Genomic DNA, 16614 nt, shown 5'->3' with positions numbered 1-16614 from the left:
GTCTTCGCTTCGCTATTCGTGAAGGCGGCCGTACTGTAGGCGCTGGTGTTGTTGCTAACGTAAACGTTTAAGACTTAACCTCTGGGTTAACGCTTAATCAGTTAGTCAAAAGCCACTCTCTTTATTGCGGGTGGCTTTTTTTGTGGGATAGAAAAATGTTAAACTAATTGCTTTAGCTTTATTATTCGCCATAAAAGCTCAAATGGATAATATAGTCAATCCTATTTATAAATAGTATATTGCGAGTTGTTGATATAAATTTTCTGGCTAGAAGTATAATATAACTGACGCAGGCGCAATCTTATGCCAGTGACTCTGTGCCAAATCTTGAGTGGACTGACTGTATTTGAATGATAACAATAAGAAAGGAAGGTCAATGCTGACTATGAAGCAGTTATCAGGCGCTAGCACTGAAAACCAAGCTGATATACGAGCAGTCGCTGCTATTGAAGGCATTATCCAAGCGCAAGATGCTTGGGACTATCAGGTATTAAGCGATCTGCTTGCACAACCAAGTATTAGCTTGTTAGTTGTCACTAGAGCAGACGACAATAAGGTCGTAGTCGTAGGATACTGTCTGTATCAAGTGGTGTTTGAGCAAGCAGAGATATTGCGGATAGGTACTCACCTAGAGTATCAGCGCCAAGGCATAGCTTCACAGCTGTTTATTAGATTAAATAAGCAGCTACAACAGCAGCAAGCTGAAAGCTTATTATTAGAAGTCAGAGCTGATAATGGAGCAGCAATAGCTTTATATCAGCAGCAAGGGTTTAAGGTAATTCATCAGCGCCAAGGCTATTATCAACAGCCTCAGCAGCCAGCTATAGATGCATTAATAATGCAGCTTCAGTTATAGTTATAGAAAAATGAGGTAGGTTTTGTTATAAGACCTATTCTATTACAGTGCCTATTCTATTATGAGACAGAGTGATAGCAACAGCTTAACAAGGAGGCAGTGATAGAGGTGAGTTTTTACTTTTTTTAGTATTAAAAATATAACTGTCATCTTCCTTCATCTGCTGAAGTGTAGTAATGCGCTGGGACAACAGCTCAACCATCAGGTTGACAGTGTCTTGTTGTTTTTTAACTTGCTCAAGCTTTTGTTCAGTAAGCAAAAGTTGCTCATTAAGATTAAGATAACCGTCATAATAATCATTAAGACTATCTTTGATTTCAGTCAAAGTAAACCCAATTGCTTGCGCACTTTTGATCAACTCAATACGCTCGATACATTCAGGATGGAACTCAGTATAAAACCGCGATCCTGCTTGGCGCTTGCGGGATTTTAGCAGGCCGAGTTCATCATAATGACGCACAGTATCTTTGGTAGTATTAGCTTGGCTAGCTAATTTACCGATGAGTAAAAATGAGGTATCTGCTGTCATGTGCGAACCTTATTATCATAATAGTTTATGCAAAAGTCATACAACTAGCTATAAAAAGCTCATTTAAAACTTCAATAATGGCAAGTAATGTAAATAACTAGCTTCTTTAAAACCGCAACTTCAGTCCTGCAACTGCCAAGGTGCAGCAGTATCTAACTGAGTAACGGCTAATGGCTTATGCGAGCTGCGCTGCCATTTTACTGAAGGACTAGCGATCAAGTCATCCAGCTGAGTCAAGAAGTCTTTACGTGTCATTGTTATAGCTCCTAAGCTCAGTAAATGATCATTAGGTAACTGACAATCTACTAATGCCACCTCGCTTTGTTCGCATAAACGCATCAGGCCCCAAAAGGCTATTTTAGAAGCATTAGAGGCGGTATGAAACATTGATTCACCGAAGTAAATGTTACCAATCTTCAAGCCATATAGGCCACCAATCAGCTGTCTATCGGCATCCCAAACTTCAATACTATGAGCGAACCCATAGTCGTGTAGCTGGTTATAAGCCTCAATCATCTCAGCGTGAATCCAAGTGTGCTCGCCTTCAGGCTGCTGGTCATTGAAGCCATCACAGCGTGGTAAGCTACAAGCCTGTATAACTTCATCAAAAGCTTGATTAACCGTTAATTGCCAGCGCTCACGTTTGGCTTGCTTAAGTAACGATTTACTTGGCTGATAATCAGATGGCACTATCACGCAACGAGGGTCAGGACACCACCAAGCAATAGGTTCATCTTCATTAAACCACGGGAATAATCCACGCGCATAAGCAGATATAAGGGTTTCAGGCGCTAAATCAGCGCCCACAGCTATGATACCGATACCGTCAGGATCGACAGCTATCGGATTTGGAAAGTCATAGCGCCCAAGATTTTTGAGAGTATTAGTAACCGTCTCAGGGGTAAAATGCCCATTATTGTCAGCGTGACCAACAATGCTAGCGGACGATTCGCGCACTTTTAAACCTCTGATTCTTTATCAGCAGTCTCTTTATCAGCGGTTAAAGTTGAAGCATAAGTATGATCGGTAGCAACAGCTTCACCTATAGCATCTAAATACTTTTCGGCATCAAGCGCGGCCATACAACCAGTGCCTGATGAAGTGATCGCTTGACGATAGACATGATCAGCGACGTCACCTGCAGCAAATACTCCTTCCACACTAGTTTGGGTCGCATTGCCATTAAGACCGCTATTCACTACGATATAACCATCTTTCATCTTCAGTTGATCTTTAAACAGCTCAGTATTGGGCTTGTGACCGATAGCGACGAACATACCGAAAACGTCTAGTTGCTTAGTGCTACCATCAATAGTAGATTCGATAATAACGCCGTTAACGCCCATATCATCACCCACAACTTCTTTTACGCTATGATTCCACTCAATCTTGATGTTGCCATTTTTAGCTTTTTCAAACAGTTTGTCTTGTAAAATCTTTTCAGAACGCAGACCATCACGGCGATGTACTAAAGTCACTTCAGCAGCGATGTTGGATAAATAAAGTGCCTCTTCAACCGCAGTATTACCACCACCGATCACCGCTACTTTTTGATCTTTATAAAAGAAACCATCGCAAGTAGCACAAGCAGAAACCCCTAAGCCTCTGAATTTTTGTTCTGATTCGAGGCCTAAATACTGGGCAGAAGCACCCGTTGAGATAATTAATGCATCACAAGTATAGCTGCCATTGTCACCCGTTAACTTAAAGGGACGCTCGCTAAGGTCAACGGCATTGATATGATCATAAACTAGGACTGTACCGAAACGCTCAGCGTGGGACTTCATCCGCTCCATCAGTGCAGGACCTGTCAAATCGTAAGCATCACCAGGCCAGTTATCGACTTCAGTCGTTGTAGTCAGCTGCCCACCGACTTCTAAACCAGTAACCATTACTGGCTTTAGGTTGGCACGAGCGGCATAAACAGCAGCAGCATAGCCTGCAGGGCCTGACCCTAGAATGATAAGTTTTTCGTGACGTGGGCCTTTTTCATTATCTTTATTGGCATTATCTACAGTTGAATCAGTGGTCATAGTATTTCCTTGTTGGGATGAAGAATGATAATTGGGATGTATAGTCTAGATTTATAGCCAAAATTTATAGTTAGAATTTATAATTGTAGGCAAGTTAGACTAAATGCAAGTTAGCACTAACATAAGCGCTGTAAGCAAAAAGTGCAAGTTTGCTAAAATAAACATAGGTATTGTTATAATCAAAGCCTAGGGCGCTCAGTAGACTATCAAGGGGCAAGGCTAGTTTCTTAAACGATTTTACTACCCTTAATACTGTAATTAACTGTTATAAATGAGTTATTTTTAAAAGTTAATCAGTTTATTATCAACACAGTCGCCACCTACCTCAGGTATTTGTTATTATAAGCAGTTATGCCGCAGCTGACCTAAGTTTAGGTGGAAAAGCTTAGGCTGAGCAGTAATTATTTGTGACCGTTGAACCCACTTTAGTAATAGTAGGTTCGACCCGTTTTAAGCAGCACTTGACCATTATCCAGCATCAATTATACAACAAGGCAGATTTTACGTGATATCAGCAGCGACTATCGATTATTTAAAAAAAGGGATATTTACTATTTTAGGTCTAATGGTGGCAGTTTATCTGTTTGTCATTTTGTTGACTTATACTGGTAACGATCCTAGCTGGTCACATATCAGTAGCGATATGACCACCATCAACAATATGGGTGGGGCGATGGGCGCTTGGTTATCTGACTTATTGTATAGCTTTTTTGGCTTTGGCGCGTGGTGGTTACTAGCGTTTTTAGTGTATGAGTCTATCTTGATTTGGTGGGATAACAAACCGACGTTTTGGTTATTGCGTTTAGTGGCTTACGTATTCTTGCTGTTAAGCGCTAGTGCCTTGTTTGCACAGTTGATCGCATTGATTCAGCAAGTAGTAGATCCTATATCTACTGGTCTACAAGGGGTAGCTGGTGGCATCATAGGTCTAGAGCTACAAGCCCGTTTAGCGCACCTACTATCAAAGTGGGGCAGCATGGCATTCTTGACGGTATTCGTTATTATTACCGCCACTTTTGCCTTTAATATTCATTGGCAAGCGCTTTATTATAAATTAACTCGTCTGTCTTGGTTAGGTTCGGGGTTGAGAGTGACAGCGAGTTCTCAGTCGTCTATTACTGTAGCTGACGATCTGCCACAACAAGGCACTAACCTTGGCGATAAGTCTGTAACGGCTAAAGATGATTTAGTGACTAGCAAGATGAAGCGTAGTAAACTAGATTTCGGTCAGTTGCCACTTGAGCTGGATGCTACTCAGCTATCCACAGCGCCAGAGACGCATAAGCAAAGTCGCTTTGGTAATGTATTAACCGACTTCTTAACTAAGTCAGGATTGGGCGAGAGTGTTAAGGCCTCTATGGCAGCAGCTACAGAAGCAGCAGCCAATAGTAGAATGCGGAATGATAATTTGCAAACGGCAACGGTTATGCCTAACAGCAATGCTAATACAAAGGCTAGCAACAGTATTAGTAAAGAGAATGCTAGCAACGATAATTTCAGTAACAACAATACTAATTTAAATCCAACGGTCGCCAGCTCTTCAGTCGCACCTCTACGCAAAGTTGAGCCAAGCTTTGCTTGGAACGATCCGAATATGGTCGATGATTTATTGACCAATCAATTCGCCACCGACCAGCAGGCAATGGAGTCTTTAACAGTTCCCTCAAGCCCCGAGTTTTTGAATTCTGGATTTGCTGATGCTAGTCAATCAGCACCGGTCGAGTCAGTGTCGGATCAAGCAATGCCAGTCGATGATCTGGCTGAGTATAACTCTGTAGAAGAAAGCTATGTAGAACCAAGCTATGTAGAACAAGGCTCGGCAGCAACAGATAGCACCGATACCTTCAGCAACTCGTCAGCGATAGATAGTGCAGTTGTAAGCAGTCCAGCTGCTATTAGCGCCGCCGCTATTAACACCGTAGAGAGTGCCAGTACTACGGCGTTAGAGCAGGAGATCACAGCAGCTCTAGTGCAGCCAACTGTAGCAAGAAAAGTGCGAATCATAGTACCATCAGAAACTGAGGCGCAAATAAAGTCAGCAGCTCTTAGCACTGAGCAACATTCAACAACCGTTGATATGACACCGACTAATACGCCACCATCCGATCCAAAAGCTGCGCCTACGGCTGACGTTAAGCCAACTTTCAGCTTTGCGGTACCTGATGGAGATTCTAGTAATCATATCGAGGATATGATGCCTGAAGACTACAGCACAGTTGATGATATGCCGGTGCCAACGATGGCAGCTATCCATGATGATGCGGCTTTTACTACGCGCTCAAGATCAATGCAAACAGCTGCGTATCGCGCTAGCTTGTCACCTATTCCCTCGATAGCTATCCTTGATAAACCTGATCCTAACCGTCAGCCTAGCTATACTGAGGCTGAGCTTGAGCAGTTATCAGAGTTGTTAGAGATTAAGCTACAAGAGTTCAATGTCAAAGCCAACGTAGTCAATGCTATTCCGGGGCCAGTAGTGACTCGCTTTGAGGTTGATTTGGCTGCTGGCATAAAAGCTAGCAAAGTCACTGGTATCTCACGCGACTTAGCACGTTCATTATCGATGGCGTCGCTACGAGTAGTCGAAGTTATTCCAGGTAAGCCGTACATTGGTATTGAAGTACCGAATAAACAGCGTGAAATGGTACGCTTGATTGAACTACTAGACACCGAAAAGTTCAAAGACTCTAGCGCTCAAATCAGTATGGCTATGGGTAAAGACATCGGGGGCAAGGCGATTATTACTGATTTGGCACGCGCGCCACATATGCTAGTTGCTGGGACGACTGGCTCTGGTAAATCAGTACTAGTCAACGCTATGCTACTATCGATGCTGCTCAAATATACCCCTAATGAGCTGCGCCTTATCTTAATTGACCCTAAGCAGCTGGAGCTGGCTAATTATAATGATATTCCGCATTTATTGACTCCTGTAGTCACCGATATGACCGAAGCCGCTAGTAGCTTGTCATGGTGTGTGGCCGAGATGGAGCGCCGTTATCAGCTGATGAGTTTGCTCAAAGTGCGTAAGCTTAACGAGTTCAATAAAAAAGTCATTGCCGCTGAACAGGCCGGCAACCCGATGTTAGATCCGTTATGGCGACCTAACGATAATGTGAGTATCAGCCAAGCTCCTAAGCTGAAGACTCTACCGATGATCGTAATCGTCGCTGACGAATTTGCTGATATGATTATGCAAGTTGGTAAGCAAGCCGAAGAACTAATCACCCGCTTGGCGCAAAAGTCGCGGGCAGCAGGTATTCACTTAATTCTAGCGACTCAGCGTCCCTCTGTTGATGTCATTACTGGTTTGATTAAAGCGAATATTCCGGTGCGTGCCGCTTTGCGAGTGAACTCAAAAGTCGATTCTCGTACTATCCTCGATAGCGGTGGCGCTGAGGACATGCTAGGTAATGGTGATATGTTATTCTTAGGGCCAGGACAGATCGAGCCGGATCGGGTACATGGCGCTTATGTTAGTGATGAAGAGGTTAATAGTGTCTGTGATGCTTGGCGCGAGCGTGGTGCCCCAGATTATATCGATAATATGGCTGGCAATTTTGAACTGTCTAGTCCTGGTGGCGGTAGCACTGGTAGTCCATCCGGCGAAGATGATGATCTGTATAATGAGGCAGTAGGTTTTATTATGGAAACCCGCAAAGTGTCAGCTTCGAGCATCCAACGCAAATTTAGCATTGGTTATAACCGTGCCGCCCGCATCGTTGACTCAATGGAAGAGGCTGGACTAGTCAGCTCGATGGGCAAAAGTGGTAAACGTGAATTACTAATGTAGTGTTTTAGCGAACTTTTATTTGCTACTGTTAAGGCGAATTACGATTAGATAATTTGCCTTTTCATTAATTTCTCATTATGGCTGGTTTTTAATCAATAGACTTTTCCCCTTTGTGTGCATAGAGGAGTTCGATTAGCCTACATCATTTTTTATATTATCAAACACCTTAGTTTTTAAGGCGGGTAAATCAATAAAGGTCATTAATTTGTCGCCATCTTGCCAACACCATTTCAAAATAAAAGAAACTTAATAATCCGGATTGAGGAAGGTGTTGAGCATACGCATCTACTCGTGGTATTTTAGCCAAGTTTAGTTACCCAATCAAAAGATAATGAGTCGCCTTCGGAGTTTTTGGTACCCTCTTCCTAAAAGCCATAAACGATTCGAAAATCTAGCAAAGCTTGGTTAAAGCCGCAGCCTACAAAAGCTAAACCTTACCTAGATTAAGCAAGTTTGCGTAGGCTGGATTTTTAACCCTGCACTGTCTAAGATTACCCTTCTTGCATCTGCTCAGTAAGCGCAATCGCCTGATCCACCAACTCACTAATGAAGCCAATAGTATCAATCAAAGTGGCTTTGTCGGTTATATCCACGCCAACCATTTGCGTCAGCTCGGCTGGAGTTTTGCTGCCGCCTGCACGAAGTACCGCTAACCAGTCATCGATGATATTGTCATTCAATGAGTCACCGCTACGCAGCTTTTTAAACAGTTGGGTGGCGATACTGAGACCAGCACTGTAAGTATAAGAGTATAAACCCAAATAATAGTGCGGTTGGCGCATCCAAGTGAGGGCGGCATCGTCATCAATCTCTACCGTATCACCCCAAAACTGTTGCAAGGTGGCTTTTTTTAGGGCATGTAAGTCTTCGGTGCTTAGATTTTTGCCACCATCGACAGCGCGGTAGACTTCACGCTGAAAGTGCGCTTCTAGGTAATGGGTAACGAAATTGTGATAGTAGGTGTTGGATAGCAGCGAGGCGATGACGTAACGCTGGTAGGCGCTGTCTTGCTTTTGTTCTAATAAGTGATGACCAAGCAGTAGCTCATTGCAGGTGGAGGGGGCTTCGATAAAGTAGAGCGAGGGCTCGTAGCTTAAGTAATTTTGCTGCTGACCTGCATTATAGAAGTGCCCTGCGTGACCGATTTCGTGAATGAGGGTGAAGACGTCGCCTAGGTTTTCGGTCCAAGATAGTAAGATATAAGAGTGCTCACCATAAGGGGAGGCGCAAAATCCGCCGGTGCTTTTGCCTTGGTTTTGTGCAAAGTCATACCAGCGCTCGCTAAATGAGCGCTTGACCATGTCAGTATAATCATCGCCCAATAGCGTTAAGGCATCCACGCAATAGTCACGGGCCTCGTCAATGCTGACTTTGGCGACGAAGTTGGCATCTAGTGGCACTTTTAGATCAGAAAAGGTCATTTTATCGATGCCATTGGCCGTTTGTAGCAGGCGGGCATAGCGGCGCATCGGCTCAGCTAGATGAGTCATAATCGTGTCGATGTGTTCATCATACATAGCGCGCGGGACTTTTTGCTCGTGCAATAGATAGTCAAATACCGAGTCAAATCCGCGCATGTCCGCGAGGATTTTCTCTTTTTTGACCTGAGCTAGATAGTCGCTGGCGATGGTGTGCTGCGATTGACGTAAACGTGATGAAAAAGCTTTGAAAGCAGCGCGGCGAAAGTCGGTGCGCGGATCACTTTCGTATTCGTTTTCGAAGGCTGAAAAGCTAAGCGGATAGGTTTTAGTATTACCTTCAGAGTCATTAACTTTGAAGTCAGGAAAGCTCATGTCGGCCAGCTTACATTGCTCATAATTGTTATAAGGTAAGTCTAACACTGGTGATAAGGAGACTAATGCTGTCTCGACCTCTAAGCTTAGGGTGTAGGGCTTTTGCGCTAGTAAGTCGGTCAAAAAGGCCTTGTACTTGGCATTAAGGTCAATGGCTTGGGTTAATAAGGTCTCATCGGCCTGTTTGAGGGTTTGCAGCACAATAGTGGTTTGGCTATTAAGCTTAGCCACGGTTGAGTCAAAGTCGCGGGCGCGGATTTGTAGCTCGCTGTCGGTCATGTCAACCGCGCTTTGTGCCCCAGCATAAGTACCCGCTTTAGATAGAATGATAAGATAGCGCTCATACAGCTCTAGCAAACGAATGATACTGGCGGCATCGCCTAAGCTTAGCATTTGAGTACTGCTAAGCTGCTCAGCAAGTTGGCTTGCTTGCTCTAGCTCAGCATAAAAGTCATCAGGCGTGGCATAAAGGGCTGTCATGTCCCACGTTAGATGGGTGGGCACGTCTTTACGTAGTGGTAGGGCTTGCGGTTTGGCTGTGGTATGGGCTGTGGTTTGGTTCATGATTGTCCTTAGTATTATCGTTTGGATCATTTGTAGTTTTAATAAGTTTATGGCTTTGATTAACTTACCGCTTTGATGACTTTATAGTTTGGCTGATAGGTTGGCTGATAGGTTGGTTAATAGTTTGTTGCTAAGTAGAGTTTTAGTCTTCTGCTTCCCACCAAGCCTCAGTAGGTAAGTTAACCAAAGTAAACCCTTCTCCAACTCTTGGTGATGCTAGTTTGATTTGCCAGTCCTCTAAGACCTTTTCATTGCCTTTAGCAACGGCTTGCTTAATCCGGCGCACCGGATCACGCCAATGATGCGTCGATAAGTCAAACTTGCCCCAATGAATGGGCAGCACCACTTTGGCTCGTAGATCAAATCCTGCTTGCGCTGATTCCTCGGGCAACATATGCACGTCACGCCAGCGCTCGTTATAAGCACCATCTTCCATAAAGGCGATATCAAACGGACCATAATGTTCGCCGATATTAGCAAACTCATTAGAGTAGCCGCCATCGCCACTAAAATAGACATTCAAGGGCGCTGATTGTACTACCCAGCTGCCCCACAGCGTGGTGCGATGGCCTTTAATGCGCCGACCACTAAAGTGACGGGTAGGAGTAAAGACTAGTCGCAGCTCATCGGTAGCAAGTGGCCGTTTGTTTTGTACCGAATTTTCTATTAACGCTGGATTGCTGGGCTTTAACTGGCTGGGCTTTAACTGGGTGAGGTCATTATCGCTAACGGTTATTTCTTCGTACCAATCAAACTCGGTGACGCTATCTGCGAGCACGCCCCAACGCATTAAATGGGCTTTCACGCCTAACGGCGCATAAAAGTGCCCTACTTTGTTTTGCTTGACCAGCTGCTTGATGACTTTGTGATCTAAATGGTCGTAGTGGTCATGCGAGATGAGCACTATATCAATGAAAGGTAAGTCGTCTACGCTTGGCATATGCGTCATGGCAAAGGGCTTGCCGCTAATGGGCACTGGGGAAGCTCGATGAAAGACGGGGTCGGTAATGATGATCTTACCTGCCATGCGAAAGATCACAGTAGAGTGACCGAGCCAGACAAACTCACCGTCTTTTAGGGTAGTGGTTAGCTTTTTGGCGTCATCAATGAGCGTCAAGCTGCGACTGGTAATGGGCTGGCTCGGATTTTTACCTTTTGGCGGGAATAAAAACTGCAAAAGCAAATGCCTTTCATCATCATTAACGCCATCGGTAATGTCAGCTATATCAAGGGTGCTGGCATGAGTGGGTATTAGATTAACAAAGGTCTCACCGTTAAAATGCTTTGATGCCTTAATTCTTGCTAAGGTGGTCGTATCAGGCCTGCCGCCAAAAGTAGGCGCAAACTTTAGAAATAATACCGTACCGACAGCACTCACTACCACTAGAATGACGAGAAAAATAAGCACCCATTTGACTAGCATCAACAGTAAATAAATCATCAATCAAGTTCCAATAGAATAAGTAAACTTGCGCGTATTAATCGGTTAATGAGGACGAAAGTCGTTATTTAAAACAGCAGCAATAGTTTTAGACAAGCTGCTCTATATTAAACCAGTGTAAGATAAAATTTGTATAACTTTAGGATGGCTTTGAGGTTAATAGGATGACGTTCCTATTGAAGCGTGATACTAGTAAACACTTCATGAATGGCAACGGTTTTATAAAGCTAACTAATTATTACTGCTTAAATTTTTATCTTTAACACAGAAAACTACTCAGTAAGACTGCTACTGTTCATAAGGGTAAAAAGCTATACTTTGCGATGACATACCACTAAGGAAGGTAAATTATGTTTAAAGAATATACTCAATACGATGCTTTGGGATTGGCAGGACTAGTTAATTCTGGACAAGTCAGTGCCAAAGAATTGCTCGATGCTGCGGTCGAGCAAGCCAATAAGTTGAATCCAAAACTCAATGCCATTATCCACCGCTTTGATCAGCGTGCTTATGAGGCAGCGCGAGCAGGACTGCCAGCAGGGGCTTTTACTGGGGTGCCTTATCTGCTCAAAGACTTATCATTTAGCTTAGCAGGTGAGCCGATAACTATGGGCAGCCGTAGTGTCAATATAATATCAGAGAGTGATAGCGAAATAGTCAAACGCATGAAAGCCAGTGGAGTCAATACGTTTGGTAAGACTAATACTCCTGAGTTTGGCCTGATCATCACTACTGAGCCTAAATCATCAGGCGCAGCGCATAATCCGTTTAAAAAAGGCTATAGCACGGGTGGCTCATCGGGGGGTAGTGCAGCGGCAGTGAGCAGTGGCATCGTACCGATGGCAGGGGCCGGTGATGGCGGTGGCTCAATACGCTTTCCAGCAGCTTGGTGCGGTGTATTCGGTATGAAGCCTAGCCGTGGCCGTAACCCGATGGGTCCAGCTTTTGGTGAGGGCTGGGATGGTGCAGTCGCCGATCACGTTATTACTCGTAGTGTGCGTGATAGTGCCGCTATGCTCGATGCTACTAGTGGCGCCGAAGTTGGCGCGCCTTATGTGATTGCGCCGCCTACAGGCAGCTTTTTGCAAGCGGCTATGCGTGCGCCTAGACCGTTGACAATAGCATTGCACACTCAGCCTTTGATAGCCAATACCGTAGTGGATAAAGAGGTATTGGCCGTGTTAGAGCAGACTGTCAAGCAGTTAGAGGCGATGGGTCATCGGGTAGTCGCTGCTGAACCTGCGATCAATATAGAGAAGTTTTGGCATGATTTTATAGTAGTAGTCTGCGCTCATACTGCTTTTACTATTGATAATATTGAGCGCAAATTTGGCGCAGAACACGTCCGAAATCTTGAACCGCAAACTTATAACATGGCGCTATTAGGACGCTCGCTATCAGCGGTAGATTTGGTACATGCTAAACATGGCTGGCACGACAGTCAGTATCAGACTGGTAAGCTGCTCGAGCAATACGATATGATCTTGTCCCCGACAGTGCCTAGTGCAGCCGTCAAGCACGGTATTCTACCGCCAAGCCGTATGGAGGAGATGTTGATGCGTAGCTCATCTGTGCTCAATAAAGGCTTTGATATGGGTAAGTTTGCTTTTAGTTCTGGAGCGATCGAGAAGCTTAGCCAACCAGTATTGGGTAAGATGGCCTTTACTTTATTAGGTAATATCACAGGACTACCAGCGATGTCGTTACCTTTGGGTATGAGCAAAAAGGGTTTGCCTATAGGCATACAGCTGATTGGGCGCATGAATGATGAGAGTACGTTATTTAGCTTAGCCGGAGAGATAGAGCGTGCAGGCTTGTTTAGCAAACCTGCTTTTGAGAAGTAGCTTTTATGGCTTAAAGGTTATTACTCAGCTAAGCTTAATAAATAGTAGCTATCTATTAATAATGACTAAAATTTAGAAATAATTACAGCGGCAGCTCAATTATTAGGCAAAGCATTAATCAAAGCGATAGATATCCATTCCTAGGCTATGATGCGCCATGCTCTGATGTACTACGCTGACTCGCTGGGCAGCACCTAAGGCGAAAAACAGCGGTAATAAGTGCTCATCACTAGGATGGATGTTTTGATAATCGGGGTATTGCTGCCAGTCCAAAGCAGTAGGGATATCTATTTTGAGCTGTTGCAGCAGCCACAGCTTGAAGTCTTTAGCGGTTTGATCAATGCTATCCGCTTGCCAGCGCATCGCTTGCAAGTTATGAGTGATATTGCCTGAGCCGATAATCATTATCTGCTCATTGCGCAATTGTGCCAACTGCGCGCCTAACTGGTAACAAGCCACGCTATCATAATTTTGCGGCAAAGATATCTGTACGATAGGGACATCAGCTTCAGGGTATAGATGGCGTAGTGGCGCCCAGACCCCATGATCACAAACCCTTATCGGATTGACTCGGCAAGTAATGCCACGTTCGCTTAACTGCTGCGCTAGAGACTCAGCCAGTAGGGTATGACCAGCCGCTGGGTACTGTATCTCATACAGCTCAGAGTCAAAACCTGAGAAATCATGCCAAGTTTTAGGTAGTGGGTTACTGCTGATCTCAAGCTTAGAGGATTGCCAATGGGCCGACATAATGACAATGGCGCGCGGCTTAGGTAAATTATGTCCTATGCGTGCTAGTGCACTAGTAGTCGCTGACTGTTCGATAGCTAAGGTAGGAGCACCATGCGAGATGAACAGCGCTGGCAGGCACGCCGCAGCAGTAAAGCTGGCAGGAGCATCGATCCAAGCCACTGAACCAGTAATCGGCAAGTTAGGCGTAAGCGCACTGTCAGTCTTACCTTGCGGTACTGGCAACGAGGGCGAAGAAAAGGCTTTAGTAGTACTTGATTTTGGGTAGCTCATGGTACATCTATTAGGGCACTTAAGGGTTTTTCAATCTATTTACTGTCCGATATTTCTAATGCTTCACCCTGATGTCTACTACGGCCATGCTTACCACTACAATAAGTATTAATAGGCACCCTATTACTGAGTTGACTAGTTACCACGGTGATAGGGATGGTTATTATTGATACTCATTGCACGGTATAGTTGCTCCATAAGCACTACCCGTACCAGCGGATGCGGGAGAGTCAAAGCCGACAATGACCACTTCATATCAGCTTGTGCCAATACTTCAGGCGAGACACCATCAGCGCCACCGATCACTAGCGCTACGTCATCACCTTGTTGCATAGCATCAGCCAGTTTTTCTGCTAAGCCTTCAGTCGATAGCATCTTACCTTTCACATCCAGTACCCATAGCTGTTCACGACCACTATTATTACGGGCAGCTAGAATAGTCTGACCTTCTTGCTCACGATACTGAGCTAAATTAGCGTCAGAAGGGTTTTTGGCGCGCTTAGCGGCAGCAAGTTCAACGATATCGGTAGTTAGCATTGGCTGAATACGTTTGTGATACTCATCAAAACCGCTTTGGACCCAACTAGGCATTTTATTACCTACGGTTAAAATTCTTATTTTCATAATAGCGACCATTTCTATAGATAAATGAAGTAATAAAACTTTTAAAATCAGTATTTTACTGAATAATTATTTTACAAATAAACAATTGTTTTTTATTTTAGTACCCTTAATAATAGCTTTATTACGGTTACAGCAAATTTTTTCTTTGCTTGCTGTTTTGCATTGCTGCTGTTAATTATTTTCTAATTGTTGTCTGTTATTTTTATATTTAATTACTATACTCATTGCTATAAGAAAGGAATCGACTATGAAGCGCATTATACCAAGCCTACTAACCGTTATCACTGGTAGTTTACTATCCACTGCTGTTTTTGCTGCTTCTTTGAATGGTAGCCAATGGCAAACTATAGATGATAAAACTGGCGAAAAAAAGGCTATTGTTCAGCTCAATGAAAATGCTGGTCAGGTCACAGGAAAAATCATAAAAGTAGCCGATAAAAAAGAGGCTAAAGCTAACTGTGAAAAATGTACAGGCAGTCTTAAAAATAAACCTATTGAGGGCTTACAAATATTGACAGGTATGAAAGCTGATGGTGAGAACCAGTGGAGTAACGGCAAACTGGTAGATCCTGAAACTGGCAAAATATACTCAGGTAAAATGACTTTGAGTGACAATGGGCAAAGCTTAAAACTTAGAGGCTATGTAGGCTCTCCAGTGTTTGGTCGATCGCAGACTTGGCAACGTATTAAATAGCTAGAAGGTCTTACTAGCACTCGTTATAAAAGCATTGCCAGTGCTTTATTTATAATAAAAGGGCAAGTTGCTATCTAATAGCAGCTTGCCCTTTTTGTGGTCGGTCAGATGGATTGTAGCTATAGTTTTACGGGCTTAATTCTGAATGATAGGGAGTAGAGTTTCAGGAACCACATCAGCTGGTACTTTCTCGTCCCTTTTTATTACCGTAAGCTTAGCATCAGATTCAAAAACAATGGCTTCAACCTCAGATAAGCTATGAATACCTTCGCTGCGCATGGCACATTCAAGCTCCTGACGATTCAAACGTTCAGCTTGCATAGCTTCCGGTAAAAACTGCCCTTGATAAAAGACAATACGTGGCTCTGATAAAATAACACTACTAAACTGCGGAGAAATAGAGGCATATTTGGTCACTAAATACTGCAGTAGATAAAGGATAACAATAGAGGAGGCGCCCTCAACTAGCGGTATGTCTTTGAGCAAAATAGTACTAGCGCCTAATGAACCAATCATCACCGTGACTATCCAATCAAAGTTATTAAGCTGGGAAGTTGAGCGCTTTCCTGAGACTTTAGTAACTAAGACGATAAGCAGATAAATTATCACTGTGGTTAAAGCAATGCGACCAAGCTTCTCGATACTATCAAAAAATATCATATCCATGATGCTTACTCCTATAGATGCTAGCTAACAAATGGCAATAAAGACAATTTGTATTAAAAGTGATTGCTGATAAAAGCTTATTACCTAAAACAGTTGGTCAGTTAATATAGCTACCTAACTAAAAACACTCACTCAAACTAAAAACAATCACTATTTAAAATAGCTTAACGGATTTTTCTATAAATAGTACAAAAGCTTTGTAGCTACTCTGAGTAGTAGCTAACACTCTTCCCTTAACCTAATAGTCATTTACGTTTAGGATCGAGCAGGCGATTAAATAATCCTAAGCTGAAACGGTTAATCAGCAAAGTAAATATAATCATCATCATTAAGGCGAACAGTAAGGGCAAGGGCTGCTGCTTAGTCATTTCTATCAGTACTTCACGATTAGCAGTATCGAATAGAAACAACCATAGTCCCAAAAAATACACCGCAGTCAACATCCATAGGACAGCGGTACTGCCTATAGTCAATCGATTGGTCTCCTCTTTAGTGAGCGCTCGCTGTTGATGCTTGATAAATTTATATACCGCAACATAAGCGCCTACTACTATAGACAGTCCCGTCACTAACTGCGCATTCAAGGCAAACTTGCTTTGTATCAGCATGAATAGAATACTAGCTATGATAAACCCTAAGGTAAAAAAACCGATATATAAGGTCAACTTGGCGGTACTTTTATTGGTAGTCAAGGTTGCTTGTTGATTAGCTTTGCTGCTGTTAGGGGTGATGCGCGCCATAATTTTACCTGTCC

Annotated in this window: 13 protein-coding genes and 1 pseudogene; 5 read left to right on the top strand and 9 right to left on the bottom strand. The window is 43.6% G+C overall.

The genetic code is table 11. The features are described 5' to 3' along the window. Together KPY62_RS14025 and rimI are read left to right on the top strand one after the other, a co-directional pair. Nucleotides 1-71 (top strand): annotated as a pseudogene (locus KPY62_RS14025) (elongation factor Tu); the annotation flags it as partial. Between the two features lie 305 nt (nt 72-376). Continuing rightward, a complete protein-coding gene (gene rimI, locus KPY62_RS06035) occupies nt 377-856 on the top strand; it encodes a ribosomal protein S18-alanine N-acetyltransferase (RefSeq protein ID WP_216581222.1) in 480 nt (159 codons plus the stop codon). 85 nt (nt 857-941) lie between these two features. Here rimI and KPY62_RS06030 read toward each other — a convergent pair whose 3' ends face one another. From KPY62_RS06030 to trxB, 3 genes are all read right to left on the bottom strand, one after another. Continuing rightward, nucleotides 942-1385, bottom strand: a complete 444-nt coding sequence (locus KPY62_RS06030; RefSeq protein WP_216581221.1) for a MerR family transcriptional regulator — start codon at nt 1383-1385, stop codon at nt 942-944. Nucleotides 1386-1505: 120 nt separating this feature from the next. After that, complete coding sequence (gene aat, locus KPY62_RS06025; protein ID WP_416384028.1) at nt 1506-2342, bottom strand: leucyl/phenylalanyl-tRNA--protein transferase; 837 nt, start codon at nt 2340-2342, stop codon at nt 1506-1508. Nucleotides 2343-2344: 2 nt separating this feature from the next. Next, entirely contained in the window at nt 2345-3418 is a 1074-nt protein-coding gene (trxB, locus tag KPY62_RS06020; protein ID WP_216581220.1) for a thioredoxin-disulfide reductase, read from the bottom strand. A gap of 505 nt (nt 3419-3923) precedes the next feature. On the opposite strand from trxB, the gene KPY62_RS06015 reads away from it, so the two are divergent. Further along, nucleotides 3924-7211: a DNA translocase FtsK 4TM domain-containing protein gene (locus KPY62_RS06015; protein ID WP_216581219.1), complete on the top strand. Its 3288-nt coding sequence runs from the start codon at nt 3924-3926 to the stop codon at nt 7209-7211. A 491-nt stretch (nt 7212-7702) separates the two neighbouring features. On the opposite strand, the gene pepF is transcribed toward KPY62_RS06015, so the two are convergent. After that, the gene (gene pepF, locus KPY62_RS06010; protein WP_216581218.1) at nt 7703-9568 is read right to left on the bottom strand and encodes an oligoendopeptidase F; all 1866 of its coding nucleotides are present in this window, start codon (nt 9566-9568) and stop codon (nt 7703-7705) included. Between the two features lie 142 nt (nt 9569-9710). Next, the gene (locus KPY62_RS06005) at nt 9711-11009 is read right to left on the bottom strand and encodes an MBL fold metallo-hydrolase (RefSeq protein WP_216581217.1); all 1299 of its coding nucleotides are present in this window, start codon (nt 11007-11009) and stop codon (nt 9711-9713) included. A gap of 350 nt (nt 11010-11359) precedes the next feature. On the opposite strand from KPY62_RS06005, the gene KPY62_RS06000 reads away from it, so the two are divergent. Beyond that, entirely contained in the window at nt 11360-12853 is a 1494-nt protein-coding gene (locus tag KPY62_RS06000; protein WP_216581216.1) for an amidase, read from the top strand. A 114-nt stretch (nt 12854-12967) separates the two neighbouring features. On the opposite strand, the gene KPY62_RS05995 is transcribed toward KPY62_RS06000, so the two are convergent. Then, nucleotides 12968-13876 carry a DODA-type extradiol aromatic ring-opening family dioxygenase gene (locus KPY62_RS05995; RefSeq protein WP_201621902.1) on the bottom strand — a complete coding sequence of 303 codons (909 nt, stop codon included), beginning with the start codon at nt 13874-13876 and terminating at the stop codon, nt 12968-12970. Between the two features lie 135 nt (nt 13877-14011). Beyond that, a complete protein-coding gene (rlmH, locus tag KPY62_RS05990; RefSeq protein WP_216581215.1) occupies nt 14012-14500 on the bottom strand; it encodes a 23S rRNA (pseudouridine(1915)-N(3))-methyltransferase RlmH in 489 nt (162 codons plus the stop codon). 247 nt (nt 14501-14747) lie between these two features. On the opposite strand from rlmH, the gene KPY62_RS05985 reads away from it, so the two are divergent. Continuing rightward, nucleotides 14748-15194: a DUF2147 domain-containing protein gene (locus tag KPY62_RS05985; RefSeq protein WP_216581214.1), complete on the top strand. Its 447-nt coding sequence runs from the start codon at nt 14748-14750 to the stop codon at nt 15192-15194. Between the two features lie 135 nt (nt 15195-15329). Here KPY62_RS05985 and KPY62_RS05980 read toward each other — a convergent pair whose 3' ends face one another. Then, nucleotides 15330-15860, bottom strand: coding sequence for a DUF421 domain-containing protein (locus KPY62_RS05980; RefSeq protein WP_216581213.1), 531 nt, complete (start codon nt 15858-15860; stop codon nt 15330-15332). Between the two features lie 245 nt (nt 15861-16105). After that, on the bottom strand, nt 16106-16600 hold the full coding sequence (locus KPY62_RS05975; protein WP_216581212.1) for an ABZJ_00895 family protein: 495 nt from the start codon (nt 16598-16600) through the stop codon (nt 16106-16108). Nucleotides 16601-16614 lie beyond the last annotated feature (14 nt).

It is taken from the genome of Psychrobacter sp. TAE2020, assembly GCF_018919485.1.
In the GTDB taxonomy this organism is placed as follows: domain Bacteria; phylum Pseudomonadota; class Gammaproteobacteria; order Pseudomonadales; family Moraxellaceae; genus Psychrobacter.
The sequence above is the reverse complement of the archived record's forward strand: the minus strand, read 5'-3'. Positions and strand labels throughout refer to the sequence as shown.